The 26958-nt window shown below is 63.1% G+C and carries 25 protein-coding genes; 12 read left to right on the top strand and 13 right to left on the bottom strand.

Going from position 1 to position 26958, the window contains the following annotated elements; translation table 11 throughout:
* Window positions 1-12 precede the first annotated feature (12 nt).
* From ABIG06_RS32255 to ABIG06_RS32245, 3 genes are read left to right on the top strand one after another with little or no spacing between them, the layout of a single operon-like run.
* Entirely contained in the window at window positions 13-396 is a 384-nt protein-coding gene (locus ABIG06_RS32255) for an Mth938-like domain-containing protein (protein WP_370139984.1), read from the top strand.
* Window positions 393-1256 (top strand): phytoene/squalene synthase family protein, encoded by an 864-nt coding sequence (locus tag ABIG06_RS32250; RefSeq protein ID WP_370139983.1) that lies wholly within the window; start codon window positions 393-395, stop codon window positions 1254-1256. Before ABIG06_RS32255 ends, ABIG06_RS32250 begins: the two co-directional genes overlap by 4 nt.
* Before the next feature lie 44 nt (window positions 1257-1300).
* Entirely contained in the window at window positions 1301-2542 is a 1242-nt protein-coding gene (locus ABIG06_RS32245; protein WP_370139982.1) for a threonine ammonia-lyase, read from the top strand.
* A 19-nt stretch (window positions 2543-2561) separates the two neighbouring features.
* On the opposite strand, the gene ABIG06_RS32240 is transcribed toward ABIG06_RS32245, so the two are convergent.
* From ABIG06_RS32240 to ABIG06_RS32210, 7 genes are all read right to left on the bottom strand, one after another.
* Window positions 2562-3740, bottom strand: a complete 1179-nt coding sequence (locus ABIG06_RS32240; protein WP_370139981.1) for an aminotransferase class V-fold PLP-dependent enzyme — start codon at window positions 3738-3740, stop codon at window positions 2562-2564.
* 113 nt (window positions 3741-3853) lie between these two features.
* Complete coding sequence (locus ABIG06_RS32235; protein WP_370139980.1) at window positions 3854-4243, bottom strand: response regulator; 390 nt, start codon at window positions 4241-4243, stop codon at window positions 3854-3856.
* Window positions 4240-7839, bottom strand: coding sequence for a GAF domain-containing protein (locus ABIG06_RS32230; protein ID WP_370139979.1), 3600 nt, complete (start codon window positions 7837-7839; stop codon window positions 4240-4242). The genes ABIG06_RS32235 and ABIG06_RS32230 overlap by 4 nt, the downstream gene beginning before the upstream one ends.
* Before the next feature lie 205 nt (window positions 7840-8044).
* A complete protein-coding gene (locus ABIG06_RS32225) occupies window positions 8045-8602 on the bottom strand; it encodes a CAP domain-containing protein (protein ID WP_370139978.1) in 558 nt (185 codons plus the stop codon).
* 94 nt (window positions 8603-8696) lie between these two features.
* On the bottom strand, window positions 8697-9791 hold the full coding sequence (locus tag ABIG06_RS32220; protein ID WP_199751282.1) for an AMP-binding enzyme: 1095 nt from the start codon (window positions 9789-9791) through the stop codon (window positions 8697-8699).
* 7 nt (window positions 9792-9798) lie between these two features.
* The gene (trmFO, locus tag ABIG06_RS32215; RefSeq protein WP_370139977.1) at window positions 9799-11226 is read right to left on the bottom strand and encodes a methylenetetrahydrofolate--tRNA-(uracil(54)-C(5))-methyltransferase (FADH(2)-oxidizing) TrmFO; all 1428 of its coding nucleotides are present in this window, start codon (window positions 11224-11226) and stop codon (window positions 9799-9801) included.
* A gap of 125 nt (window positions 11227-11351) precedes the next feature.
* The gene (locus ABIG06_RS32210; RefSeq protein WP_007590701.1) at window positions 11352-11504 is read right to left on the bottom strand and encodes a DUF1127 domain-containing protein; all 153 of its coding nucleotides are present in this window, start codon (window positions 11502-11504) and stop codon (window positions 11352-11354) included.
* Between the two features lie 550 nt (window positions 11505-12054).
* Here ABIG06_RS32210 and ABIG06_RS32205 point away from each other — a divergent pair.
* Complete coding sequence (locus ABIG06_RS32205; RefSeq protein WP_124158199.1) at window positions 12055-12318, top strand: hypothetical protein; 264 nt, start codon at window positions 12055-12057, stop codon at window positions 12316-12318.
* Between the two features lie 65 nt (window positions 12319-12383).
* Here the strand turns inward: ABIG06_RS32205 and ABIG06_RS32200 are convergent, their stop codons facing one another.
* A complete protein-coding gene (locus ABIG06_RS32200; protein WP_124158200.1) occupies window positions 12384-13208 on the bottom strand; it encodes a lytic murein transglycosylase in 825 nt (274 codons plus the stop codon).
* 130 nt (window positions 13209-13338) lie between these two features.
* Entirely contained in the window at window positions 13339-14247 is a 909-nt protein-coding gene (locus ABIG06_RS32195) for a DUF2189 domain-containing protein (protein WP_370139976.1), read from the bottom strand.
* A gap of 336 nt (window positions 14248-14583) precedes the next feature.
* Between ABIG06_RS32195 and ABIG06_RS32190 the strand changes: the two genes are divergently transcribed.
* A complete protein-coding gene (locus ABIG06_RS32190) occupies window positions 14584-14982 on the top strand; it encodes a DUF3597 domain-containing protein (RefSeq protein ID WP_370139975.1) in 399 nt (132 codons plus the stop codon).
* 51 nt (window positions 14983-15033) lie between these two features.
* Here ABIG06_RS32190 and ABIG06_RS32185 read toward each other — a convergent pair whose 3' ends face one another.
* On the bottom strand, window positions 15034-15309 hold the full coding sequence (locus ABIG06_RS32185; protein ID WP_370139974.1) for a GNAT family N-acetyltransferase: 276 nt from the start codon (window positions 15307-15309) through the stop codon (window positions 15034-15036).
* Between the two features lie 318 nt (window positions 15310-15627).
* Between ABIG06_RS32185 and ABIG06_RS32180 the strand changes: the two genes are divergently transcribed.
* Complete coding sequence (locus tag ABIG06_RS32180; RefSeq protein WP_424578479.1) at window positions 15628-16023, top strand: SPW repeat protein; 396 nt, start codon at window positions 15628-15630, stop codon at window positions 16021-16023.
* Between the two features lie 48 nt (window positions 16024-16071).
* Here the strand turns inward: ABIG06_RS32180 and ABIG06_RS32175 are convergent, their stop codons facing one another.
* A complete protein-coding gene (locus ABIG06_RS32175; protein WP_370139972.1) occupies window positions 16072-16347 on the bottom strand; it encodes a GNAT family N-acetyltransferase in 276 nt (91 codons plus the stop codon).
* Between the two features lie 86 nt (window positions 16348-16433).
* Window positions 16434-16790, bottom strand: coding sequence for a hypothetical protein (locus tag ABIG06_RS32170; protein WP_370139971.1), 357 nt, complete (start codon window positions 16788-16790; stop codon window positions 16434-16436).
* Between the two features lie 354 nt (window positions 16791-17144).
* Between ABIG06_RS32170 and ABIG06_RS32165 the strand changes: the two genes are divergently transcribed.
* Window positions 17145-18752 carry an acyl-CoA synthetase gene (locus tag ABIG06_RS32165; RefSeq protein ID WP_124158207.1) on the top strand — a complete coding sequence of 536 codons (1608 nt, stop codon included), beginning with the start codon at window positions 17145-17147 and terminating at the stop codon, window positions 18750-18752.
* Window positions 18753-18761: 9 nt separating this feature from the next.
* Entirely contained in the window at window positions 18762-19622 is an 861-nt protein-coding gene (locus ABIG06_RS32160) for a PCC domain-containing protein (protein WP_370139969.1), read from the top strand.
* A gap of 16 nt (window positions 19623-19638) precedes the next feature.
* Here the strand turns inward: ABIG06_RS32160 and ABIG06_RS32155 are convergent, their stop codons facing one another.
* Window positions 19639-21705: a DUF1217 domain-containing protein gene (locus tag ABIG06_RS32155; RefSeq protein WP_370139968.1), complete on the bottom strand. Its 2067-nt coding sequence runs from the start codon at window positions 21703-21705 to the stop codon at window positions 19639-19641.
* A 273-nt stretch (window positions 21706-21978) separates the two neighbouring features.
* On the opposite strand from ABIG06_RS32155, the gene ABIG06_RS32150 reads away from it, so the two are divergent.
* The 4 genes from ABIG06_RS32150 (at window position 21979) to ABIG06_RS32135 (ending at window position 26929) form a co-directional block, all read left to right on the top strand.
* Complete coding sequence (locus ABIG06_RS32150; RefSeq protein WP_370139967.1) at window positions 21979-22746, top strand: AAA family ATPase; 768 nt, start codon at window positions 21979-21981, stop codon at window positions 22744-22746.
* A gap of 885 nt (window positions 22747-23631) precedes the next feature.
* A complete protein-coding gene (locus tag ABIG06_RS32145; RefSeq protein ID WP_370134232.1) occupies window positions 23632-25236 on the top strand; it encodes an IS1182 family transposase in 1605 nt (534 codons plus the stop codon).
* 173 nt (window positions 25237-25409) lie between these two features.
* Entirely contained in the window at window positions 25410-25973 is a 564-nt protein-coding gene (locus tag ABIG06_RS32140) for an SRPBCC family protein (protein WP_370139966.1), read from the top strand.
* Window positions 25974-25975: 2 nt separating this feature from the next.
* Complete coding sequence (locus tag ABIG06_RS32135; RefSeq protein WP_124158212.1) at window positions 25976-26929, top strand: cytochrome D1 domain-containing protein; 954 nt, start codon at window positions 25976-25978, stop codon at window positions 26927-26929.
* Window positions 26930-26958: the final 29 nt, after the last annotated feature.

Here is a 26958-nt window from a genome sequence, read left to right as displayed (position 1 = left end):
CGGACGAAGCTCATGGCCGGCGATCCCAATGCTCCGCATTTCCCGCGCTCGGCGCCAATCGATGCCTATGGCAAGGGCGGCTTCGCCTTTGCCGGCATGTCGCATCGGGGGTCGCTGCTCTGCCTGCCGGACGCGATCTGGGCCTGGGACGTGACGGACCCCGCGAAGATCGATCGCTATTCGCTGGATCGGATCTTCACGGCCGCCAACAGCATCGACACGCTCCTGGTCGGCACCGGAACCGGGCTGTGGCTGCCGCCGCCGGAGCTGCGTCAGGCCCTTAAGGCGGTGAGGGTGGTGCTGGACACAATGCAGACCGGACCCGCCGTGCGCACCTACAACATCATGATTGGCGAACGGCGGCGCGTTGCTGCTGCGCTGATCGCCGTGCCATGAGCAGCCCTGCGCCGCCGCCCGACTCCGTTGCCTTCTGCGCCGATCTGGTGCGAAGCCATGACTTTCCGCGTTACGCCGCGACCCTGTTCGCGCCGGTCGCCGAGCGCCGTGCGTTGCTGGCCCTGTATGCCTTCAACGTCGAGATCGTCCGCGTCCGTGACCAGGTGAGCCAGCCTTTGCCCGGCGAGATCCGCCTGCAATGGTGGACAGACATGCTGTCGGGCCATGTCCACGGCGGCGCCGAGGGCAATCCCGTGGCAGCCGAGCTGCTCAGCGCGATCCGTGATTTCAACCTGCCGGTCGAGCCGCTGTCGCAGCTGGCCGACGAGCACCAGTTCGATCTCTACAACGAGCCGATGCCGACCATGGCCGCGCTGGAGGGCTATCTGGCCGCGACCTCGTCGGCGCTGTTCGGTCTGGCGGCGCAGGTCTTGGGACCGCCGTCGGAGGCGGTCGAGCATCTCGCCCGCCATGCCGGGCTGGCGCAGGGCATCGTGCAGGTCATCGCCAATTTGCCGCGCGACGCCGCGCACCGGCAATTGTTCCTGCCGCAGCAGCTGATGGAGAAGCACAATTGCAGCATCGAGGATGTCTTCGCCGGCAAGGAGACACCCAATCTGCATGCGGTGCTGGAGCAGCTTGCGGGTGAAGCCCGGCAGCATCTGACGACGGCTTCGTCGCTGCTGGCACAGGTGGCACCGTCCATGCGGCCGGCGTTTCTGCCGTTGAGCCAGGCGCAGGCCGATCTCAAGCGCCTGTCGCGTCCGGAACGCAACCCGTTTACGCTGCAGCCGTCGTCGCGGCTGCGCACGCTCTGGACGCTGTGGCGCGCCTCGCGATCGCGTGAATTTACCAAATAGCCCCTGGCTTGTCCCTGAGCCGGGCAAATGCTCTATGTTGTCCTATGGCTGACTTGTCCCGAAGCGCGTCCGATCTCAGCGGCTTTCCGGTCGCACCCAGCGACATTCTTGCCGCCGCCGAGACCATCCGTGGCGCCGTGGTCGAGACGCCCTGCAGCCATAGCCGGACACTGAGCAGTATCTGCGGCTGCGACATCTGGCTGAAATTCGAGAACCTCCAGTTCACCTCCTCGTTCAAGGAGCGCGGCGCGCTCAACCGGCTCACTGCGCTGACGCCGGAAGAGCGTGCGCGGGGCGTGATTGCAATGTCCGCGGGCAACCACGCCCAAGGCGTTGCCTACCACGCCAAGCGGCTCGGCATTCCCGCCACCATCGTCATGCCGATCGGCACGCCCATGGTGAAGATCGAGAACACAAGGCATCACGGCGCCGCGGTGGTGGTCACGGGCGCGACGCTGGAGGAGGCGGCCGCCTTTGCGCGCAGCCATGGTGAGGCGCGCGGCATGATCTTCGTCCACCCCTATGACGATCCGCTTGTCATCGCGGGGCAGGGCACGATCGGGCTGGAAATGCTCAAGGCGGTACCGGATCTCGACACGCTGGTCGTTCCGATAGGTGGCGGCGGGTTGATCAGCGGTATCGCCATCGCCGCGAAATCGATCAAGCCGTCGCTGCGGATATTGGGCGTCGAGGCCTGGCTCTACCCGTCGATGTACAATGCGATCCATGACGGCAACCTGCCGGCGCGGGGCGACACGCTGGCCGAAGGCATCGCGGTGAAATCGCCGGGCAAGATCACCACGGAAATCGTCCGTCGTCTCGTTGATGACATCGCCTTGGTCAATGAAGCCGAGCTCGAGCGTGCGGTCGCAACCCTGATCTCGATCGAGAAGACGGTGGTCGAGGGCGCCGGCGCCGCCGGCCTCGCCGCCCTGATGTCCGATCCGTCCCGCTTCGCCGGCCAGAAGGTTGGCCTCGTACTGAGCGGAGGCAATATCGACACGCGGCTGATCGCCTCCGTCCTCACCCGCGAGCTGGCCCGCGAGGGGCGGCTGACGCAACTGTCCCTCGATATTCCCGATCGGCCCGGGCAGCTGGCCGCCGTGGCCGCGCTTCTGGCCGAAGCCGGCGCCAACATCATCGAGGTCTCGCACCAGCGGACCTTCTCCGACCTTCCGGCCAAGGCGACGCTGCTGCAGCTGGTCATCGAGACCCGTGACAGCGCGCATCTCGACGAGGTGATAGCAAGGCTCAGCGCATCCGGACTGAGCGCGCGCTGCACCTGAGCGGTGCGCGGCGATGCCGCTATCGCGACGCCAGAGCCGCGAGGTGACCGATCAGCCGATCGATCTCGGCTTCGGTGTTGTAGTAATGCGGGGAGGCCCGCACGAGCGGCGGCAGCGAGCGGAGTTCGGCATCGATGCGAGTGCTCGACGGATCTGACGCGCCGATCGTGATGCCGGCGGCCGCGGCGCTCCTCACAATGGCGTCCGCCTCATACCCGTCCATCGTGAAGCTGACGATGGCGCCCGGCGCGCGTCCGAGGTCGCGAATGGTGATGCCGCGGATGGAGCCGAGACCATCACGAAGGCGGCCCGCGAGCAGGCGACAGCGCTGCTCGATCAGGTCCATGCCGATGTCGAGCGCATAATCGACGGCAGCGCCGAGCCCCAGCCGGGCCGCATAATTGTTCTCCCAGGTCTCGAAACGGCGCGCATCGTCGCGGAGCCGATATTCATCGCGTGCGACCCAGGGCGCTGCGAAATGGTCGATCATCGGCGGCTCGAGCTGTTGCAGCAGCGCGCGGCGGACGTAGAGAAAACCGGTGCCGCGCGGGCCGCGCAGGAATTTGCGACCCGTGGCGGACAGCATGTCACAGCCGATCGCTTCGACGTCGACCGCCATCTGCCCGACCGCTTGGCACGCGTCCAGCAGGTAGGGAATGCCGTGCGCCCGCGCGATCTTGCCGACCGCCGCGGCGGGATTGACCAGCCCGCCATTGGTGGGAACCCAGGTGATGGCGATGAGCCTTGTGCGCTCATCGACCATGCGCTCGAGCGCGTGCACGTCGAGCTCGCCGCGGGCATCGCTCGGCACGACATCGATCGTCGCGCCGGTTCGTTTCGCGATCTGAAGAAAGGCGACGTAATTGGCAGCGTATTCCGCCTCGGCTGTCAGGATACGGTCCCCTTTGTGGAACGGCAGCGCGTAGAACGCCATCTGCCAGGCAACCGTCGCGTTCTCAACCAGGGCGATCTCGTCAGGTGCCGCATTGAGCAGGCGCGCCACAGAGCCATACACCGCATCGAGCCGATCGGACTCGCGATCGGCAGCGGCATAGCCGCCAATTTCGCTTTCGAGGTCGATATGCTGTTTCATCGCCGCGGCAACGGCCGTTGGCATGAGAGCTGCGCCGGCGTTATGGAGGTAGGCGAGCCGGGCGGCGGCCGGTGTGTCGGCTCGTATTTGGTCGATGTCGATCACGTGAGAACCTCTGCCATCGGGTTCCCAGAGTTAGACACAATGACGCATGCGAGCAATAGCGGGCAAGAGCTGACGTGGGCCTGCAGGCGCACAGAGCTGCGCCCGCATGACGATCATGCGGTGCGACCGAGCCTCGCCTCGATCTCCCGGCGCAGCGCCGCAAAGTCAATTGGTTTGGTCAACAGATCAGTCGCGCCGCTGTCCAGCGCTTTGCGTTTGGTTTCGGTATCACCGTAAGCCGTAATCATGATCACGGGGACCTCGGGCCGGGCCGCACGTACAATCGGCAACATCTCGAGCCCGCTCATGCCGGGCATATTGATGTCTGAAAGGATTAGAATGAGTGTTGCATCGCGGAACTCCATGGCGCGCTGTAGCGCCATCGGCGCCGACGATGCAAATTCCATCAGAAAGCGGCCGGCGCGCAGATCGCGTCGGAATTGCTGGCGAAACAGCACTTCGACGTCCGGCTCGTCGTCAACCACCAAAATGTACACGCTCACCCCTTGTCTCCGGACTGCATAGGGCTGGCCGCGGTGCGTGGCAGCGTGATGATGAACTCCGTAAAGGCGCCTGGCTCGGTCTCGAAATCGATGCTGCCGCCATGTTGTTTCACGATAATGTCGTGACATATCGACAGGCCGAGCCCGGTTCCTTCGCCGACCGGCTTGGTTGTGAAGAACGGACTGAATATCTTCTCCCTCACCTCGGCAGGAATTCCGGTGCCATTGTCGCGAATGCGGATTTCCACGGCACGGTCGAGACCCTTTGTTGTCGCGCTAAGAACGGGCTCGAACCCATCGCCGGCGATTTCCTTGCGTTTCATGGCGGCATAGAAGCCGTTTGAGATCAGATTGAGGAAGACCCGCGTGATTTCCTGCGGGTACACGCCGACAATCCCCGCAGAGGGATCGAGCTTTCGCTCGAGCGTAATGTGAAAATCCGGCCTTTCCGCGCGCGCGCCGTGATAGGCCAGATTGAGGCCTTCCTCGACGATTCCGTTGATGTCGGCGGCGCGGCGCTCGCCAGAACCCTGTCGCGAATGCAGCAGCATGTTCTTCACGATGGAATCGGCGCGTGCGCCGTGCTGCACGATTCTTGCGAGGTTGGCCTGAAGCACCTGCGTGAGTTCGTCGATCTCCTGCCTGACCGCCTCGTCCAGCTCGGTCGCGCGCAGCTTCTCGTTCAGCTCGCCGATCAATTCCGACGAGAGCGATGAGAAGTTGTTGACGAAATTGAGCGGGTTCTTGATCTCATGCGCGATGCCTGCGGTTAGCTGGCCAAGTGAGGCGAGCTTTTCAGTCTGGATCAGACGATCCTGTGTCGCGCGCAGCTCTTCGAGAGACTGCGAGAGCTCCTTTGTGCGTTTGCGCAGTTCATTCAACAGACGAGCGTTCTCGATCGCGATGACGGCCTGATTCGCGAAATTGGCAACCAACGCGATTTGCTTCGAAGTGAATGGCTTCACCTCCTGGCGGAAAATCGTGATCGTCCCGATAAGCTCGTCTTCCCTAAGCATGGGCACGATGACGAGGGTTCTTGCTCCGGCAAGGTTGGCGAGCGCGCGGACGTTGGGATTTCCTTCAATGTAAGGCGGCTGGCTCCGGATGTCCTCGATGTGGACGGGCTGATGTGTCTTCTCCACGGTGCCGAGACCGCTGCCGGGATGCGGGCGAATGCTCTGGTACAGGCGGGTAGCTACATAGGCCTGCGGCGCGTTGTAGAGTGCAACCGTGCGGAAGCCGCCTTCCTCATAGAGGTTCATGGTGCCAAATCGAGCCCCGCAGACGCGGGTCGCTTTCTCAAGCATCTTGTCGAAGACCGGCTCCAACTCGCCGGCGGACGAGCTGATCGTCGCCAAGACTTCCGCAGTCGCGATCTGCTGCTCGAGGGATTCCGTAAGTTCGCGCGTGCGCTCCCGTACCTCTTCGAACAGCCGGACATTGCCGATCGCGATCACGGCCTGATCGGCGAAGGTCTGAAGTAGAGCAATCTGCTTGGCGTTGAACGGATTGACCTCGGTGCGTCGAAGGGTGATGGCGCCAATTCCTTCCCCTTCGCGCAAGAGCGGTACACTGAGGATGGTCCGCACGCCGTCATCGCGCCTGAGTTCTCTTCCATCGGGAAATTCATCGCCTTCCGGCGAGGTGATGTCCCCCACTTGGACTGGAGACCGGTCGAGAATTGAGCGGCCGGCTGTCCATTTGCGATTGATGGGCCACGTTGCGCGGGAGGGCACTATCGGGCCGTGATGTGCAACCAGCTGAAGATGATTGTCCCTTCTCAGGCGAAGTACCGCATCTGAGCTTTCGCAGAGCTCACAGGCGCTTTCGACAATCGCATTCAAGACCGGATCGATCTCGGTCGGCGACGACGCTATGACTTTCAAAATACTGGCGCTGCCGGTTTGGTATGTCAGTGCGTCCTGCAGGTCACGGCTCGTGGCTTGCACTTCCTCGAAGAGACGCACGTTCTCGATGGCAATGACCGCCTGATCGGCAAACGTCGAAACCAGCTCGACCTGTTTCTCGGAAAAGGATTGAACGGTTGTGCGGCCCAGAAATAACACTCCGATCGGCTCGCCTTCGCGCATCATCGGCACGCCGAGCAGCGTGCGATAGCCTGCGGCCTTCTGCATGTCCGGGTAGGCATATTCGGGATCAGCCAGCACATCGAGGATTTGAACGGACCGCTGTTCGAGCAGAACCCGCCCGATCAAGCTGCCTCTGCCGGCCTGAAGCCGGTGGACGTCGGCGACCTTGACCCAATCCACGCGAAAATTATAGCCGGTGGCATGATAGAAACCGCGCTCGTCCTTGCGCGCAATGGCGGCCATATCCGCATTGCATAGGCGCGCTGCGGATTCCGTCAGCGTATCAAGCACCTTCTGAAGGTCGAAGGCGGAACGGCTGATGACTTTCAGCACGTCTGCAGTCGCCGTCTGCTGCTGCAATGACTCGCTCAGGTCATTGGTCCGTTGCCGAAGCTCATCAAACAGGCGCACATTTTCGATCGCGATGACGGCCTGGTCGGCGAAGGTGGTGACGAGCTCGACTTGCTTCTCGGTGAAGGGCTCCGTGCGTTGGCGCGCGAGCACAATCGTCCCGATTGGTTCGTTCTGACGCAGCAGCGGTACACAAAGCGCTGTATGCTGGCCGCCGAGGGTCGTCGCCTCCTGCAGCGTGTATTCTGGGTCGGAGGCGACATCGAAGATCTGGACCGGACGCTTTTCCGTCACCGCCCGCCCCGTGATCGTGCCGCGTCCCGGGGCGATGGGGTGGTTCTTGATGAACTCGATGTACTCTGCGGTGTAACCGACCGCTGCTCCGGCGCGGTAGAGATCGCCTTCGCGCCGCATGATGAAAGCCATCTCGGCGTTGCACAGGCGCGCTGCGGTCTGAACGAGCGTATCGAGCACCGGCTGCAGATCGAAGGTCGAGCGGCTGATCGTTTTGAGAACGTCTCCGACCGCGGTTTGCTGCTGAAGCGATTCAGTCAAGTCGTTTGTACGCTGCTGTACATCGCCGAACAGCTTCGCATTATCTATGGCGATGACGGCCTGCTCCGCAAAGGTCCGCAGCAGCTGCTTGTCGTGCTCGGCAAAGTTGCCCGGCTGGGGACGCGTGACGCTGATCATGCCGATTGCAGTTCCGCCCTTCATGATCGGTGCGAACAGCATCGCGCGGAAGCCGCGTAACCGGGCGACGTCTCGGATCTGCAGTTCGGAGGTGGCCTCGGTATCGGGGACGGGGACGACCTTTCCGAACGAGGCGAGTTGAAAGCTTGGAAAGTCCGCAATGGGCCGCGGAAACATCTGCGTGAGATGCGCATCTGCGACAGCATTGGTGCGGGTGAACGCGGCAAGGTGCGCAATTCCGCCGACGAAACGGAATACTGTGGTGGAAAAGCCCCCGATCAACCGGTTGGCGCTGGTAGCGATTGCGTCGAACACCGGCTGCACGTCGGAGGACGAGGTCGCGATCACTTTCAGGACGTCGGCAGTCGCGTTCTCCCGATCGTGCGCGGCGCGCAACTCGGCCAAGAGCCGAGCGTTCTCCTGCTTCAGATCTGCCACCACGTCCGGGGAGAGCGCGGGCATCGGAAACCAAATCCATATCGCCGGATGCGTTGCAGCATCGGGCCAAAATATGCGGCAGTTTCGACTGGATTATTTCACTTCGGAACGCGTTCGACCAGCCCTATTGCAAGTTGCGCCGACAGGCTCTGCACGCCTTCCGGCGGACTGCTGGGCAGGCCTGCCGGAATGTCGGCTATCAAGATGGCACGAGAGCGCGGAGCTCGTCTCAGATGCAGAGGCTGAGTAGCTTGATGTGGCAGTTGCTGGATTTGGGCTTGCTTGCCGGAGCAGCCTCGCGCTTCACGGCAACCAGCGGCTCCTTGTCCTTCTTGCCCTTACCCTTGCTCTTCGGCTCGTAATCGCCGGCGATGACCATGGCCCAATAGGTTCGCTTGCCGCTGGCATTCCTGGCGCTGGCAATGCCGACGCGGGAGGCGTTGTGCAGCAGGAGGTTCTTGCGATGCCCGGAGGAGTCGATCCACTGGCCCAGCGTCTTCTCGAAATTGTCGTAACCGTAGGCGATGTTCTCGGCGGCGCGGCCCGCGCCCGCCGGCGCGACGCGGCGGTTGAAGGGCCCGAGCGCGTCGTGACTGAGGTCGTCCTTCGCCGCCATCGCGCGGGCCTGATCCATGGCGATGCGATCGAGGGTGGCATCGCGGACGACGCGTGCCTCCCCATGCTTGAGACGGAAGCCCGAGATCAGCTCGGCCGGTGAGTCGGCCACCGCGGGCGTGGCCGCCAGCAGCAGAAGGCCTGCGATCATCCCGCCAGCCACACGTTGCATCATCGTCCCCCGAGCGCCCATAATCCTTGCCGGCCCCGCGTTAGTCGACAGTTTCTCTATCGCCAATGTGGACGCTTCAAGGCACGCCGCAATGTCAACTCGCCGGTAGGTTCGCCTCGAAATTGAAGCGGTCGCGCAGGTTCTTGCGCTGCTCCAGGATGTCCTTGAGAAAGGCACGGTCCTGCTCGTTCTTCATCATGGGCTCGATCAGGTCGAGCTGGTTCATTGCGACCAGCTGCAGGACCTCGGTGCGCGGCTTGCCACTGGTGTTGCGCGGCAAGGCGTGCACGATCTGGATGTGCTCGGGCGGCTTCGGTCCCTTTGCCGCTGCGAGCTCGCTGCGGAGCTCGCCTTCGAGCGCTGTCTGGTCGGCTTCGACGAAGGCATAGAGCCCGACGCCGGAGCGGCGGTCGGCAAAGGCGACGATGGCGGCGTCGCGTACGGCGGGATTCCGGCGGATCAGCTCAGCCAGCACCGGCGCGTCATTGACGAGCCGCCGGCCGCCGCCCTCGCGGTCGGTAAAGTTGAACAGGCCGCGGGTGATGGCGCGATAGATCTTCTTGCCGGTGGCGAGCCACAGGCTCGCGGCGAACGACTTCTTTGCCAGGATCTTCCGCTCCCGTGGCGTCAGCGCCTCCGGCGCGTAGGAGCGTTTGTGCTTCAGCAGATGCCGCAGGTCTTCATAGGCGAGGATGCGATAGAGCCGGCCGCGCCGCGCAAAGCAAGCCGCAAGCTGGAAGTCGGTCACATAGGCGCGACCGTCGCGGCCGACCAGCCAGTTCTGTTCCTTGGCGAGATCGTTGTGGCAGATACCGGCGCGGCGCAGCCGGCGAAGCGCGGCCTTGGCCGAGCGGAAGTAGGCGAGATCGCCATGCGGCTTTGCCAGATGCAGCGCGACACCGTCAACGAAGCCGCGCACCAGCGCGCGGCGTCCGGCCCATAGCAGCTCGGGACCGACCTCGAGGCCTTTGGCGCGCACCAACGCGTGCTTCTCGCGGGCGAACAGATGGCGTGCCAGCAGAAACGACCACCATGGCACCTGGTCGAGCCGGCGCAGCACCGCGTCGGACTCGCCGTTCTCGGTGCGGAAGCGGCCGCGCTCGACGGTCGAGAACACGTCGCGCTTGAGCAACACGCCTTCGGTCCAGCGCACCGACAGCTCTGCGGCGTCGTCTTTGGGGAGGCTCATCGAAAGCTCACGCGGCGGCGGCAATGCGCAGGTGATCGGCGATCCAGCGATCGAGATCAGCGAGCGCCCGTGCACTCAGCGCCTGCTTCTTGGCCACCGTCTTCTCGTTGCCGCGCAGCCGCGTGCCGTCAGCCTTTTTGGTCGGCGCCGTCGCAAGCGGCGGGAACAGGCCGAAATTGATGTTCATCGGCTGGAACGACCGTGTGCCCGGTTCGATGGTCTCGATATGGCCGCCGGTGATGTGGCCGAGTAGCGAACCGAGCGCGGTCGTGCCCGGCGGACCGACAAGTGTCTCGCCGCGCGCGTCCGCTGCTGCATAAAGGCCGGCGATCAAGCCGACGCTGGCGGATTCCACATAGCCCTCGCAGCCTGTCATCTGGCCGGCAAAGCGCAGCCGCGGCTGTGCGCGCAGCCGCAACCGGCCGTCGAGCAGCTTTGGCGAATTCAGGAAGGTGTTGCGATGCAGGCCGCCGAGTCGGGCGAACTCGGCCTTCTCCAGCCCGGGAATGGTGCGGAAGATGCGCTGCTGCTCGCCGTACTTCAATTTCGTCTGGAAGCCGACGATGTTGTAGAGCGTGCCGAGCTTGTTGTCCTGACGGAGCTGCACGATCGCATAAGCTTTCGTGGCGGGATCGTGCGGATTGGTGAGGCCGACGGGCTTCATGGGACCGTGGCGCAGCGTCTCGGGACCGCGCTCCGCCATCACTTCGATCGGTAGGCAGCCATCGAAATAGGGCGTGTTGGTCTCCCATTCCTTGAATTCGGTCTTCTCGCCGGCGATCAGCGCGGCGACGAAGCCGTCATACTGCTCCTTGGTCATCGGGCAGTTGATGTAGTCGGCGCCGTTGCCGCCGGGGCCGACCTTGTCGTAGCGCGACTGGAACCAGGCCACCGACATGTTGATGGACTCGCGGTGCACGATGGGCGCGATGGCGTCGAAGAAAGCGAGCGCGTTCTCGTCGGTCAGGTCGCGGATGGCGTCGGCCAGCGGCGCAGAGGTGAGGGGGCCGGTGGCGACGATGACGTTGCTCCAGTCGGCCGGCGGCAGGCCTGCCACCTCGCCACGGGCGATCTCAATCAGGGGATGATCGTTCAGCGCCTTGGTGACCGCCGCCGAGAAACCGTCGCGGTCGACCGCGAGTGCGCCGCCGGCGGGCACCTGGTTGGCATCGGCCGCGCGCATGATCAGCGAGTCGAGCCGGCGCATCTCCGCGTGCAAGAGGCCGACGGCGTTGTTGGCGGGGTCGTCTGAGCGGAACGAGTTAGAGCAGACGAGCTCGGCGAGCCCATCGGTGCGGTGCGCCTCGGTCATGCGAGCCGGCCGCATTTCGTGCAGCACCACGGGGACGCCGGATTTCGCCACTTGCCAGGCAGCCTCGGAACCAGCGAGACCGGCGCCGATCACGTGAACGATGTTGGATTGGGATCCTGTCATGGGGCGGACAGGTAGCGCTTTTCGGCGAAGAGTGGAATCGCCGAGATCGAGTTTTCTGCAACCAGAGACGACAACGCCCGCACAAGGCGGGCGCTATCGGGTCGTCCGGTTAGGGGCTGAAATTATCAGCCCTGATACTGACCGGCGGCAACGCGCGGAATGTCCGAGCGATCGAGACCGATATCGGCCAGTTCGCGATCACTGAGCTGGGACAGCTCGGCAACATTGCGCTGATAGTCCCGGAAGGCCTGGATCATGCGGATGAGCGAGAGCAGCATTGGTAGTCTCCTGTAGTTTGATTCAGCCCTTGCCCGGGCTTCATCGTTGAAGTGAATATAGATGAGCGTAGTGCAGTGCGAAAGTTCCTATGTTGCGATGCAGCTAAGCGTTGATTGCATAGCGCCGCTAACGGACGATTAACCTAGCGGCGCTCTCGCCCCAGCAACGGGCGGGGCGTCACAAAGAGAGCAATAAATGCCCGTGAATTCACGGACTTATCGCACTTGCGTGACCCGGATGCGTCAAGCGGATATGTTAGGTTTCCCGGGTCCGCCAAGGGCTCGAACCAGCTACTAAACCCAAGTCGCACATGCGCGATTCGCATGTGTTCCGAAGACAAGATATGAATTTATATTCACTCACAACTTCGGCTGGGTCGCCTGCGTTTATAAAAAGCAGTATTTCTGCATGCCGCTCTGCGTGATGCGCAGCATCACGCAATTCTCGCGAAGAATTTATTGCGGCAAGTTGACGCGCCCGAAGGAAAGTCGTGCCGCAGAATCCGGCAATGTCGCTGGTCTGTGCAAGGACAAGAAGGAAGGTAACGTCATGTCGAAGTTACTCGGGGTAATCGCAATCGCTGCCGTTGCGTTCGCCGGCGCGCCGGCTGAGGCCGCCAAGCACGCAGCGGGCGGCTGCAGCGGGGCCAATCTGGAGAAAACGGAGACCGCGATCGAGAACATGGCCGACGGCGACAGCAAGTTCGCCGCGCAGAAGGAGATCGCGGCTGCGCAGGACGCGCTGCTCAACGGCAAGATGGGTGTGTGCGGTGCGCATCTGAACAAGGCGATGCAGGCGACCATGGCCAAATAGAAGTCCGCGCTCTAGGGAGAGGGCCGATCGCCGAGCGATCGGCTCTCACTTGCTTATGCGAGGGCTCAAGGAGCGCGCGCCAGCTGGGTGGCGAAATAGGCGACGGTCTTGGAATAGACCTCGCTCTTGTTCCATTGCTGGAGCACAGCGAAGTTGGGACTACCCGGCTGCCAATCCTTGCCTCGTTGCCAGCCATAGCCGGCGAGGTAATTGGCGGTGGAGGCGAGCACGTCGGGCGCATTGTGCAGGAGATCGCGCTTGCCATTGCCGTCGAAATCGACGGCATATTTCATCCAGGATGACGGCATGAACTGGGTCTGGCCGAGCTCACCGGCCCAGGCGCCTTTCATGTCGGCTGGGGCGAGATCGCCGCGCTGGACGATGCGCAGCGCGTCCATCAACTCGGCGCGAAACTGCTCGGAGCGGCGGCAGTCGTAGGCAAGCGTTGCCAGCGAGCGGATCGTTGCGAACTTGCCGGTGTTGACGCCGAAATCGGTCTCCAGACCCCAGATCGCAACCAGGATCTCGCCGGGCACGCCATAGGCCTGCTCGATGCGCGACAGCACCGAGCCGTATTGCTTCATCATGTTGGAGCCGCGCTGCATGCGTGGCGGCACCATGCGGCCGGAAAACTCCTCGAACGTCTGGCTGAAGACTTTTTGCGAGCGGTCGCGGTTGAGCACGCTCTGATCGAGCGTCACGCCGGCGAGCCCGGCGTTGATGGCCTGCTGCGAGATGCCTTTCGCTGCGGCATCGGTTTTGACATCCGCAAGCCAGGCGTCGAAATTGCCCGAGCCGCAGGCAACAGCGGCAAGCGCTGGCTGGACTGCTGAAATTGACGCGGAGAGGACCAGGGCTGCGAGAGCGAGACGAGAAATCGTCGGGGTCATTCGAGTAAATGAATTCCGTGAAGCGATCTGACCAGTGGGCGCAATCTCGGTCGGAACCGCGGCCAAAGCAAGGCGCACAACAGGGTGCGATCCTGCCCGAGCCGGGGCAGGATCGCATGTCACGATGTCGTCAGGCGTCCGTCCGATTCCGCCAGGGGAAGAGGTTGGCCGGGAAGTCGGCGGCCGGCTTACGCGGACGATGCGGGGGGGGCGGCACCGGATGTGCTCCGGGCTCCGAAATGATCACTTTGCGGTAGAGGTGCCACGTGGCATGGCCGAGCAGCGGGATCACCACGGCGAGCCCGAGGAAGGCCGGTATTGTGCCGAGCGCGAGCAGCACCGCCACAATCAAGCCCCACGCCGCCATCGGTACCGGGTTTCTTGCGACGACACGCAGCGAAGTTACCATCGACTCGAGCGCGCCGGCATGACGGTCGAGCATCAAGGGGAACGACACGACGCTGATGCAGAGCGCGGCGAGCGCGAACAGGAAGCCGGTGCCGCAGCCAACCGCAATCAGCCACCAGCCTTGCTGCGTCGTCAGCACGCGCGTCATGAAGTCCGAGAGTCCGGTCACGCCCTGGTAGCCGAAGGCTGCGACATAGATCGCCTGCGCGGTCGCAACCCAAGTGACGAACAGGGCGAGCAGCAACGTCCCGAGGCCGAGCATCGCACCGAACGAAGGCGAGCGCAGCACTTCCATGGCATCCCAGGCGCTCGCCGGTTCATAACGCTCGCGCCGGCTGGAGAGCTCGTAGAGTCCCAGCGCGGCGAAGGGCCCGATCAATGCGAATCCGGCAGCCAGCGGAAACAGCAGCGGCAGCACCGAATACCCCATCACCACGCGGGCGAGCACGAGGCCGAGCACAGGATAGATCACGCACAGGATGATGGCGTGGCTCGGAACGGCTTTGAAGTCTTCCCAGCCGCGCCTGAGCGCGTCCTGCAGATCGGACAGTCGGATGGTTCGGATCACCGGTCCAGCCGCATCCTCGGGCTGGGCCATCGTAGGAACATTGCCCTGGTAGAGTGTGGCCATGGTCGCTAGCTCCCTTGCCAGGCGGCCGAACCCAGCGCCGGCAAACGGCGCAAGCGGCCGCCATTCTCTGAAATCTCGCGATCCCGACCACACGCGAATTCCGGCTGGCATCGCGAGCTGAACGCCAACCATACTCCCAAGTCCGAGTCCTGTCCCTCACGCTTGGGTGAAATTCGATGGCGCGGCGCAACCACAACGACGTCATTCTGTCGTCATTTCGCCGCAGATAAGCTGATGCTGCTGGTAGCTTGCGGAACTTCGCGGGCGCAGCGCGGTAACTTCGTCTATAAGTGCCACTCAAGGCCCTTCCAACGGATTCCTTTTCGGGGAGCAGACATGAGCATTTTCGGGAAAATCATGAGCGCGATCTTCGGCAGCCAGCCGGCCTCCGCCGCGCCCGCCGGTGGCGCAGCTTCGCCCGGCGCGCCCGCAGGGGCGCCAGGCGCTTCGGCGCCGACCGCCGCGCCCATGGCTGCCGTTGACGTAGCGGCGATCGTCGACAAGGCGGCGGCCGCACACAAGGGCGAGAAGCTGGAATGGCGCACCTCGATCGTCGACCTCATGAAGGCGCTCGACATCGATTCCAGCCTCGCTGCACGCAAGGATCTCGCCAAGGAGCTGGGCTACAGCGGCGACATGAACGACTCGGCTAGCATGAACGTCTGGCTGCACAAGCAGGTGATGTCCAAGCTCGCCGCCAACGGCGGCAAGCTGCCGCCGGAGATCAAGCACTGACCCGCCCGGGCCGTGCCGCAAGGGCCCGCGATCTCGCGGGCCCTTTTGCCTTCAGGCGACCAGATCCGCATCCTCCGGATGCCTGTCGAGATAGTCGACGACGAAGCTGCAGCCGGCGATCACCTTCCTGCCGTCGCGCCGGATCAAGTCCAGCGCGCCCTTGACCAGCTCGGAGCCAATGCCGCGGCCGCGCAGCGCGCGCGGCGTCTCGGTATGGGTGATGATGACCGCGGACGGCGTCAGCCGGTAATTGGCGAAGGCGATGTCGCTGCCGACATCGAGCTCGAAGCGGCTCCTGTCCTTGTTGTCGCGTACCAATGCCGCCATGAGGTATCCTTCCGAAATGCAGATGCCTCCTGATCTAGGAGGCTTGCTCCGCCCCTGCCAAGATGCAGCCAATGCAGATTGGCGCAGAGGAGATATCCGCAAATGGGTGCCGCCGTGACCGCAGTGCAGTATGGAAATCGTGCTCTGCGAGCATGATGCAGCGACCGCAAATAATCCTCGATACGGCTCTTGCAGGCCGAACTTCGGTTCCCACGTCCTGGAGAGGACATACGCCCGAATGCGGCCGGCAGGTCGCCAGACATTCGGCGTGTCGTGATCGCCAGCCGCAGACGTATGCCTCTTTTGCAGGAGGGTACGATGTCGGATTCTGGTTTCTTGAACACTCATCGAACATGGGAAGACTGGTGCGGGATGCTGCTTGGCGCGGCGATCGTGGCTTCGCCGTGGTTTCCCGTCCAGGATCAGGGGATCACCGGGCACCAGACGGCCATCCTCAATACCGTCGCGATCGGTCTGATCGTGTTTGGCCTCAGCCAGCTCGAATACGTCGCCTTGCAGCGGTGGCAAGAGGTGACCACGATCCTAGTTGGACTGTGGCTCATCGCCTCGCCTTACGTGATCGGCTACTCCGCTGACGGCTTCCTCCGCATCTATCACACGGCACTCGGTGCGGTGGTGGTGCTGCTCGGCATACTCCAGCTGTGGCAGGACTGGGATCAGACTGACCAGGACATGCTCAAGCATGGGCAATAGCCGTAGATGTCGGCAGGCCCGCCGGCCACGGGCGGCGGGCCTGTGCACTCATCTTGTCACGAGATCTGCATAGTCCGGGTGCTTGTCGATCCACGCCCTCACGAACGGGCATTGTGGGATCAGCTTCAATCCGGCGGCGCGGACCTGGTCGAGCGCGCCTTGTACCAGCTTCGATCCGACCCCCTTGCCCCCGAGCGCCTTCGGCACGTCGGTATGCTCGAACGTGATCACGTTGCCATCGAGCTTGTAATGCTCGGTCGCAAGATGGCCTTCCACCGCGAGCTCGTAGCGGTGTTGGGCCTTGTTGTTGATGACGTCGCCCATGTCGTCCCTTCCAGCTACCAGCCTCGCGCACCATGCCGCTACGCGCGGTCGGGTCGGCCGATTTTTCAATGTTGAGGTCGTTCTGTTCAATCGGTCGCTCTGGCCAGCCTGGAATCTTCGGGCTGCGGCGGGCGGAGGCAACCCTGGCAGATGACCAGTGAGCGGTTGACCTTGGCGTCCTGCTCGGCCTCGACGCCGTCCTGCGCCTGCCACCATTCCTTCGAATAGGGCTGAACGCCGGCTTGCGACGTGTTGCGCTCGGAGTGGGCAGCGGTGCGCGTTGATTGTGAAGCAGCGCGCGGCCGGTTGGGATCCTCGCCAGCGCCATCCCAGGCATAACGCGCAGGCTTGAAGGCGGGATCGGAAGCCAGATGCGCCTGCGGCGCAACGGCACATCCGGCGAGCGCCAGCGTGAGCAGGAGGACGGCGGACGCTTTGATCATGCAATGCACTCTGTACGCGAAGACGGATTAAGGGTGCGCCGATCATGTTTAAAATTCACTGAACAATTGCGGTTGTGACTGCGATCAACGCTGATGCGATCTCTGATCCTCCTGCTCACCTCGCTCGTAACCAGCGCGCGTGCCATCCGTTTCGATCTGCACGGCAGCAGCTGCTGCGGCTTCGGGGTGCAGGCCTGCTGGCGGGCGAAGGCCATTGCGGCGACTGCGTTTGCGTTTAGGCTGCCGTAGGGCAGGTCCGCGGCAGCCGGCCTTGCAGGGGCGCCGGCGATGGCGATAAATGGGCGGCAATGAGCGGGCAGCTTGCGCGCTGTCCGTCGTCGAAGAGGAAGCCCGATGCAGCCCCTGCGCATGTCCCGCCGCGTCATGAATCTCGCCTACATGCTCACCCAGAATGCGCGGCGGCATGGATCGCGCCCCGGCTTCGTCTGGGGTGACAAATCCTGGACCTGGCGTGAGATCGATGCGCAGGTCTCGGCGCTGGCGGCCGCGCTCGCCGCGCGCGGCATCGCCAAGGGCGACCGCATCCTGGTCCATTCCAAGAATGGCGACGAGATGTTCTTCTCGATGTTCGCCGCCTTCCGGCTTGGCGCGGTCTGGGTCCCCACCAATTTTCGCCTGATGCCGGATGAGGTGACCTATCTCGCACAAGCTTCCGGCGCGAAGGCGTTTCTGTGTCACGTCGATTTCCTCGAGCACGCGGCGGCCGTGAAGGGCGGCGCGCTGGAGTTCACCTGGAGCGTCGACGGCAGAGGCGCGTTCGGCGAGACCTCGGTTGCGGAGGCCATCGCCTCGCGCGCCGGAGCGGTGGTCGAGAATGCGGCCGTCGAGCACGACGATCCCTGCTGGTTCTTCTTCACGTCGGGAACCACCGGACGCTCCAAGGCCGCGGTGCTGACCCATGGCCAGATGGGCTTTGTCGTCACCAACCATCTCGCCGATCTGACGCCTGGCGTCACGGAGAACGACGCCTCGCTGGTGGTGGCCCCGCTGTCGCATGGCGCCGGCGTGCATCAACTGGTGCAGACAGCGCGCGGCGTGTGCACCGTCTTGCTGCCGACTGAAAAATTCGACATCAACGAGGCGTTCCGCCTGATCGAAAAGCATCAGGTCGCCAATCTCTTCACCGTGCCGACGATCCTCAAGATGATGGTCGAGCACCCCGCCGTCGACAAATACGATCACTCCTCGCTGCGGCACGTGATCTATGCGGGCGCGCCGATGTATCGTGAGGATCAGAAGACTGCGCTGAGGAAGCTCGGCAAGGTCATCGTGCAATATTTTGGCCTCGGCGAGGTCACCGGCAACATCACCGTGCTTCCAGCGGCGCTGCACGATCCAGAGGACAGCCCGCATGCGAAGATCGGCACCTGCGGCTTCGAGCGCACCGGCATGCAGGTCTCGATCCAGGACGACGAGGGGCGCGAGCTCGCGGCCAACCAGAGCGGCGAGATCTGCGTGATCGGGCCGGCCGTGCTCGCCGGCTATTACGACAACCCCGAAGCTAACGCTAAGGCATTCCGCAACGGCTGGTTCCGCACCGGTGACCTCGGCCACATGGATGAGGAGGGCTTCGTCTACATCACGGGCCGCGCTTCCGACATGTACATCTCCGGCGGCTCCAACATCTATCCGCGCGAGATCGAAGAGAAGATTTTGACCCATCCCGCGATCGGCGAGGTCGCCGTGCTCGGCGTGCCCGATGCGACCTGGGGCGAGGTCGGCGTTGCCGTCTGCGTCGCGCGCGAAGGTGCGAAGGCCGTGAGCGAGGCCGAGATGGCCGCGTTTCTCGGCCCGAAGGTGCCGCGCTACAAGATGCCGAAGCGGTTCTTCTTCTGGGAGGCGCTGCCCAAATCGGGCTACGGCAAGGTGCCGAAGCGGATGGTGCGTGACGAGCTCGAGGCGCGCGGGCTGCTCGATCTCGACAAGACCAAGGCAGGCTGAGCGCGAGTGATGCGAAGTATCAAGCAGCCGGGCGCGCCAGTCGCAGAACGCATCCAATGGGTGGAGGGGAGGGGGCGCGCCTTTTCCTTCACGCTTCTGGCAGGTCTGCCGCTGCTGGAAGCTGCACGTCGCGGATTTGCGGCAGAGGGATTTGGCGGCGGCGTGCTGAGTTTCCGGCGCGGCGCGCTCGGGCCGTTCGCCTATGTCATGCCGGCGCTGTCGAAGACCGGCGAGAACGCCGCGTTCTACAGCGACACGCACCGGCCCGAAGGCGTCACGCGCACGAAGCTTGGCAGCATGACGCTCGGCATGCGCGATGGCGCGCCGTTCTTTCATTGCCACGGGCTGTGGACGGAGGCGGACGGCAAGGCCAGCGGCGGCCACATGCTGCCGGACGAGACCGTCGTTGCCGAGCCTTTCGAGGTCGAGGCGTTCGGTATTGATGGCGCGATGTTCACCGCCGAGCCCGATCCGGAGACCAATTTCAAGCTGTTCGGGCCGGTGGCCTCCGCGAGCACCGGCGCGCGCACGACGAGCCGCAGCTTCGCATTGCGGCTGCGGCCCAATCAGGATTTTGCCGGCGGTATCGAGGACTTCTGCCGTGCACACGGCATTGCGCGTGCGAAAATTCACGGCGGCGTCGGCTCGACCATCGGCGCGCGTTTCACCCATGGCGGCGCCACCGAACCGTTTGCCACCGAGCTGGCGATCACGGCCGGGACAATTGCGGCTGGCTCTTCGGGCGCACTCGAAGCGGCGCTTGACGTTGCGCTGGTCGACTACACCGGTGGCATCGCGGAGGGACGAATGGTCCGTGGCGACAACCCCGTTCTGATGACGATGGAGTTGGTGCTCGAGGTATTGGGCTAGTAGCGGCGAGCGATCGTCAGGGGCGAGAACGTAGCTTGGCAATGGCCAGGAATGTGGATTCACTGACCCCTGAGCTGGATCCCTGAAAGAGGCTGAGCAAGGGGGATTGTCCCTGACCGATGCTCTGGCTGTTCTTGACGTCATATATGGCGGAGAAACGGCCCAGCAGCTTTTCAACCTTCGCGGGATCCGAGAGATCCTTGATCTTCATGAATTTGTCCACGAACTTAGCCTGCTGATCGATCGGCATCGCCGCCATCGAGTCAGGCAAATTGAAGGTGGTCCTGAACACCTCCGAAAGAGCCTTGTCGGCAAGGATATCGTATGCGGACGTGATTTCCCCCGCCTTTCGCTGGAAATAGAGCGCCAGGCGCACGCCGGGATTCGTATCTCCCTGCTGCTGCTCCAGGCTCTGCTGGAGATAGTTCGCCTGTACTTCCCGCAATTGATCTTGCTTCTGAGAACCAATCATCGCAAGGCGCGCGACATTGCCCTTGCTGTCGAAATTGAACGACTCCACGATTTCGGCAAAGCGCGGATCGCTCTCGGTGTTGGCGAAGCTCTTGGGATTGTTCAGATCGGACGCGAAGATCTTCTTCAGATAGTCGGTGCTGACCTTATTGGGGTCCAAACCCTTGGCGACGAGAATGAAATCGACCGTCTTCCGGTTTGCAAGCAGGCCGGAAACGCTGTCTATGCCTGCGATGGCTTCCTTATAGGACGTCGCGTCTTTCTGGGCCTGTTCCCGAACTGCTTTCTGCTGCTCAGGGCTTGTCTCTTTCAGCACTGCAATGACGTAGTTTTTTGCGATCTGGAGGACTTTTGCTGGGTCCTGAGCCACTAAGGGGGTCGTCAGATTGCCTTTGGCGTCGAAGTTGAAGGCGCGTGCGAGCTCGACGTACCGATTGTCCTTGAGCGTATAGACGAAGCTCTTGGGATTGCTGAGATCGCTTTCGAGGACAGCCTTGACAGTGTCCGGCGAGACCGCTTGGGGATCGAGGCCGACGGCGCCCAGCGCAAAATCATATACGGCTGGAGTCGATACCAACGCCTGGACTGACTTGATGTTGAGGATGGCGTTTCTGAACTGCCTGATTGCCAGAACTTCGTTCAGCGGGCTTGCCGCCGCATAGACGGCGGACTTGCTATCGTCGAACCGCTTTGCCGTGAGAGTGACGTTCGCAGCAGTCTGCGCGGACACTCCTGGCGGAAGTGACCCGTCAGGCGAAAACTCGAACGCGCCAGCCAGATCTACCAGGTCACCTATCGTCGCGATCTGGTCGCTGAGGCTGGCTACGCTCTTCGTGTATGATTCCAGGTGATATTTTTCGACCAGGATCTGGACCTTCAACTGGTTCACGTCGGCGCCAGGTTGCAAGAGTTGGGCCGTGTAGTCGGCGATCTTCGTGTTGGTGGCGCTCACGTCCGATTTGGCTTGAGCGAGCTGGGCGTTGAGGCCGGTCAACTGAGACGCGAGGGTCGTGTTGACGTAGCTGTTTGGATCGGATGGGTCGCTGCGCAGGACCTGACTTATCGTGTCGCGCGGCCACTTGTTCTGGTCGATCCCGAATGCCGAATAGACGTAGTTGCGGAGACGATCGTTGTTCAGCAGCTGGTCTGCACTGCTGATGCTGCCGATCTGGGCGTTGTAGTATTTCGTATCGTCCGCAAGTGCATCGACCTGACTCTTCTTGGTCGCTGTGTACAGACCGATCATCTCGTCGATCTGGTCCTCCGATTGCGCAACGGGCTTTGTACCGCCCGTGAAGGAGAATGCAGCGGCAAACTCCCGGTAACGCTTGTCGACCAGCTTGTTGACGAAGCTCTTTGCATCGGAGAGGTCGCTCTCCAGCACCTTTTTCATGAAAGCTTTGGCATACGCCATGTCTTCCAGGCCATATGCCTTCATCGCATAATGATAGAGGCGATAATCATTCATGAGATCGTCAATGGTCTTCACCTTGCCGATGTTGGCCTTGTAATAGGCGGCCTCTCGCGCGACGTCGGTCTGCTGTTCGACCCGGGTCAGGGACTGCTTGAGATGGCGCGAAATGTAATTGTAACTGAAATACGTTGATACCATCGCGCATTCCTCGCGGCTCTTACGGTCCCGGACGTCCGTCAATCATTGCGGGGTCGCGAGGTGGGGGCTGGCCTCATGCCAGCGGCGGTCTCACAGCTGCGTCTTAGGTCGGCTTTGCACCGCAATCTAAGATTTCATTTCTGATGAAGATAACGCATCCCGTGTTTGACGGGCCATTTGTTTCCATACGTTTCTCAAATACAGCTTACGCGAAGATGGTGTTCCCGGTATGTTCGGATCGAAAGATGGATAGGAATGGGGTTGGGAGCGAGCATGAGCCGAAGAAGCGGTCGAACGATCAACCTGCCGGCGCCTTACCTGAAGCGGGTCTGGCTCGATCCGTCGCAAGTTCACGATCGCGAGGCCTATCCGTTCTGTCTGCCCATCTTCCCCGATGATTTCGAGCTCAGTTTCGACGCGGCCATCACGATCATCGTTGGAGAGAACGGCACCGGGAAGTCGACGATCCTCGAGGGCATCGCAGCGCTCGCCGGCTATGACGATGCCGGTGGCGGCAAGGGCTACATGCCGGTCGATCATTCCGAAGCGCGCGAGAAGATGGGCGGCCAGCTCTCCAAGGCGTTGCGCGCAAGCTGGCTGCCGAAGATCACCAATGGCTGGTTCTTCCGTGCGGAGAGTTTTTTCTCGGTCGCGCGATATCTGGACAAGGCCGCACGGGACGCCGGCCACTCCGGTCCCGATTTCCTCTCGCACTCCCACGGTGAAGGCTTCCTGCGCTTCTTCGAAGAACGCTGCCAACGCCAGGGCATCTTCATCTTCGACGAGCCGGAATCGGCGCTGTCGCCGGCGCGCCAGATCGAATTCCTGAAGCTGCTGCGCCGCATGGAAGAGTCCCGCATCTGCCAGGTGATCATGGCAACGCATTCGCCGGTGCTGATGGCCTATCCAGACGCGCGGCTGCTGCGGCTCGGGAAATACGGGCTGGAGCCGACGACGGTGGAGCAGACCGATCATTACCGGGTGATGCGGGAGTTTTGTGCTGATCCACGCGGGTTCGTGGAGGCGACGCTGGCGGAGTAGGTGAGGGGATCCCCTAACACTAGCTCTCTCGCTATGGGCAATGACGGAGTGTGGAGCAGCAGTGCGCCAACTCCAGTGTCCCGGACAAGCTGCGACGCGTGAGCGTTGCGGCGTAGAGCCGGAACCCCAGGAGTCCGCGCGTCGGCTGCTGCATGGGCCCCGGCTCAGCAGCGCACCGCCGAAGGGGCGCTGCGCTGCGTTGGGGGCACGAGAGCCCGAATTCGTCTAGCGTTGCTACCCGCATCATAGGCGCGGCCTCGCATTCTCGCGGCACACCGTGCCCGAGCTTTGCTTCGATTGCCCGCCCTCAAAAGTGCCGAGGGCGCAGGGAAGGCCGGGTGCCGGCTGGCACCCGCGGTCCGCTGTGCGCGTAATGCGCTGGGAAGTGATGCACAGCGGCATACAGGTGAAGCCAAACATCCGGCCTTCCCTGCGCAGTGGGTTTACGGCTTATGTCGCGCTCTCCCCGGGGAGCGATGCACTATTGCCCCCGTCGCCTTGCGGATGACTGACGATGCGAACCCGGTCGGGCCGCAACGTCATCGCAAGGCTTGGCGCACAGACCCCAGGCGCCAGGACCACACGATTTTGCCGTACGCAAGCTGCACCCGTCGTGTGCGCGTGGGCGTTCGCTCACGGAGTGACCCGCCCTGCAAACCGCCTGCGCGCGATGCCGCCCGCGTCCACCACATTCCCATCCCGCGTTCGTGACGATCGCGATCCGCCCCTCGGCCCGGGTCGGGATGGCCTGAACATGCGCTAATTCCGAATTCCAGTAAAGCGAATTATTTTCGCCAGCAGGGCTTGACCGTGGTCTGGCGTGTTTTGCTCGTCGAGTCTGAGCAAGAACTCGGCATTTTGGGGAGTTGATGTACGATTCTGTTCATGACGAATCGCACATTCAAGACGGGCGAGAGCCGAGAACAACTCAGTCTGCTTCCTGCGCGGGTTGAGGACTATGTCGGGGCGGACAACCCGGTCCGGGCGATCGAGAGCTTCGTTGGCGTCCTCGACCTTGCCAAGCTCGGCTTTCGCCACGCTGATCGCAAGGCCGAAGGGGTCGGCCAGCCGCCGTACGATCCGGCCGATCTGCTGAAGCTGTACCTTTACGGCTACATCAACCAAATCCGGTCGTCGCGTCGGTTGGAACGGGAAGCTGGCCGCAATCTGGAACTGATCTGGCTGCTGAAGGGATTGAAGCCGGGTTATCGAACGATCGCCAACTTCCGCAAGGAGAACTGGGCGGCTCTGAAGGAGGCCAACCGCAGCTTCGTGCTGCTGATGCGCGAACTCGGTCTCGTCGGCGGCAGCGTTGTTGCGATTGACGGCTCGTTTTTCCATGGCGACGCCAGCAAGGCCAGCGTCTTTACACGCAAGAGGCTTGCCGATCAGATCGCAAAGCTTGACCAGGAGATCGAGGCTTACGGCAAGTCCCTTGAGGACAATGATGCCGCAGAAGCCAGGAAGCCGGGCAAGGATGGGCCCGACGGCGGCGGCGGAGATAGCGGCGACATCGGCGCGAAGGTCGCGGCGCTGATGGCCAAGCGCTCGCGCGCACAAGCTGATCTTGCTCGACTGGAAGAGAGCGGCCAGACGCAGCTGTGCCTGACCGATCCGGATGCCCGGCTTCTGGTCAAGAGCGGCCAGGGGGTCGCAGGCTACAATGTGCAGACCGCCGTCGACGACAAGCACAAGCTCATTGTCGCCAGCGAGGTGGTCAACGACAGCAGCGATGTCGGCCAGCTGCATGCGATGGCCATCGCGGCAAAAAAGGCCCTTGAGGTCAAGTCCCTCCAGGCGCTGGCTGATGAGGGGTATTACAGCAGTCTCGAGCTGAAGGCCTGCGAGGACGATGGCATCACGGCCTATGTGCCGGTGCCGGAGGGCAACGCTCGGCTCGAGAAGGAAGGCCGCTTTGCCCTCAAGGATTTCGACTATGACGGTGCATCCGACACCTACCGTTGTCCCGCCGGCCAACTGCTACATCCGATGAAGAGCAGGCAAAAGAACACCAGTGGCCGCATCGAGATCCGCTACGCGGCGCGTGGAGTGATCTGCAGGACCTGCCCGCTCAAGGTCCGCTGCCTCGGCTCAAACGCAGCCTACCGGACGATCGGTCGCTGGGAGCATGAAGACGTTCTTGAACGCCATCGCGCGCGGATGCAAGGCGCAGGCGAACTGATGCGCCGTCGCTCTGGCATCGTCGAGCATCCGTTTGGCACGCTCAAATGCCGTGCCGGCTATCGTCATTTCCTGGTCCGCGGCTTCGACAAGGTCCGCGGCGAGTGGAGCCTGATGGCGCTTTGCTACAACTTCACTCGCGTGCTCAACATCCTTGGGTTCGACACGTTTCTGGCCGCACTCGCAAAGACGCTTGCTCCTTGCCGATGCACCCTCGCAGCCCTCCTGCAGGGCATAAAGGTTGCTCTAGCGACCTTCTGGCGAATATTTCAGTCCCCGCTGGCAATCACCCCATCCGCTACGGCCTAGGACCGCCAACGAACCAATTCTTGCTCAGCCTCGTCGGGCAGCGCAACAGATGGTGTGAAGGTGGGGAGCGCGCCGCCACAGCCGCGCCACGAACCGGTCTCCCCACCGTCCAAAAATGCGCTACGATGCTCCCAGCGCGCTTCAAGTCGCGCAGGATCAACTGAGGAAACGACATGAGGATGACGATGGGACGGGCGATCGCCGGGGTGGCAGCGCTGGCGATGGCGGGGATGGCTCTGACGGCCGCCTTTGAGCCGGTCTGGGCTCACGGGCCGACGCGGCAGAAAGTGCGGGAATCCATCGAGATCAACGCTGCGCCGGCCAAAGTATGGGCGGCGATCGGCAATTTCCAGGACATGAGCTGGCTTCCACCCGTCACCAAGACCACGGGCGATAAGGGCAACGAGATCGGCGCGACGCGGACGCTGACCCTGACGGGCGGCGCGACGGTCGAGGAGGAGCTCTACAAATACGAGCCCGACATGCAGAGCTATTCGTACCGGATCACCAAGGTCGACGTGAAGGTGCTGCCGGTTACCAATTATTCCTCGACGTTGACGGTGTCGCCCGCGCCGGACGGCAAGGCGAAGCTGGAATGGGCCGGCGCGTTCTATCGCGGCTATCCCAATAACGATCCGCCGCCGGAACTGAGCGACGAGGCCGCCAGGACTGCGGTGAGCGGGCTGTACAAGGCCGGGCTCGAGGCGCTCAAGAAGAAGATCGAGAGCGGTAGCTGATCGTGCGGGCGCTGGTCCTGGCGGCGCTCGCCGCCAGCCTTTGTCATGCGAGCCTCGGCAGCGCAGCCGGCGAGGAGGCGTTCGTCACCAACCAGCTCAGCGACGATCTGACGGTGGTGGACCTCGCTGGCGCGCGCAGCGTTGCGACCATCCCGATCGGCGGTAAGCCGGCCGGCATCGCCGTCAGCGCCGACGGGCGCTTTGCCTATGTCACGAGCCCCGATGCCAAGGCGGTGACCGTGGTGGACGCAGCCACGCGGCAGGTCGCCGGCCGTGTCGAGGTCGGCGGCGGGCCGCTCGGCATTGCCGTGACGCCGGACGGCAAGACGGTCTTTGTCGCCGACTGGTACGCCGCCGCGGTGCGGGTGATCGATCCGGCCTTGCGCAGCGTTGTCGCCAGCATCGCGGTCGGCGCCTCGCCATCGGGTCTTGCGGTGACGCCCGACGGCAAGCTGCTGCTCTCGGCCGACCGCGACGACGACAGTGTCTCGGTAGTGGACACCGCGACGCGCCAGCGCAGGGCGATCATCAAGGTCGGCACGCGACCGTTCGGCGTCACCATCGATGCCGATGGCAAACGCGCCTACACCGCCAATGTCGGGTCCGACGACGTCTCGGTGATCGATATTGCAGACGGCCGCGAGATCGGCCGCGTGCCGGTCGGCATGCGCCCCTATGCCGTGGCGCTGACGCAAGGGCGCGGCTTTGTTACGGACCAATATGCTGGCACCGTCAGCGTGTTCGACCTGGCGAGCCTGAAGCCGATCAAGCGCATCCATGTCGGCGATTATCCCGAGGGTATCGCGGCGACCGCCGACGGCAAGCGCGTCATCGTCGCCTGCTGGGAGAGCAACACGCTCGGTATCATCGACGCGGCCGAGCTCAAAGTGATTGGCGAGATCAAGACCGGCGATGGCCCGCGCGCGTTCGGGGCGTTCTTGCGCAGGGGGGAGTAGGGCCGTAGCGGGGATGCTTTCCCGGATTA

Origin of the sequence: Bradyrhizobium sp. USDA 326 (genome assembly GCF_049739485.1) — a bacterium.
Classification (GTDB): Bacteria; Pseudomonadota; Alphaproteobacteria; order Rhizobiales; family Xanthobacteraceae; genus Bradyrhizobium.
Note: the sequence above shows the minus strand (reverse complement) of the source record. Positions and strands in the feature narration are given on the sequence as shown.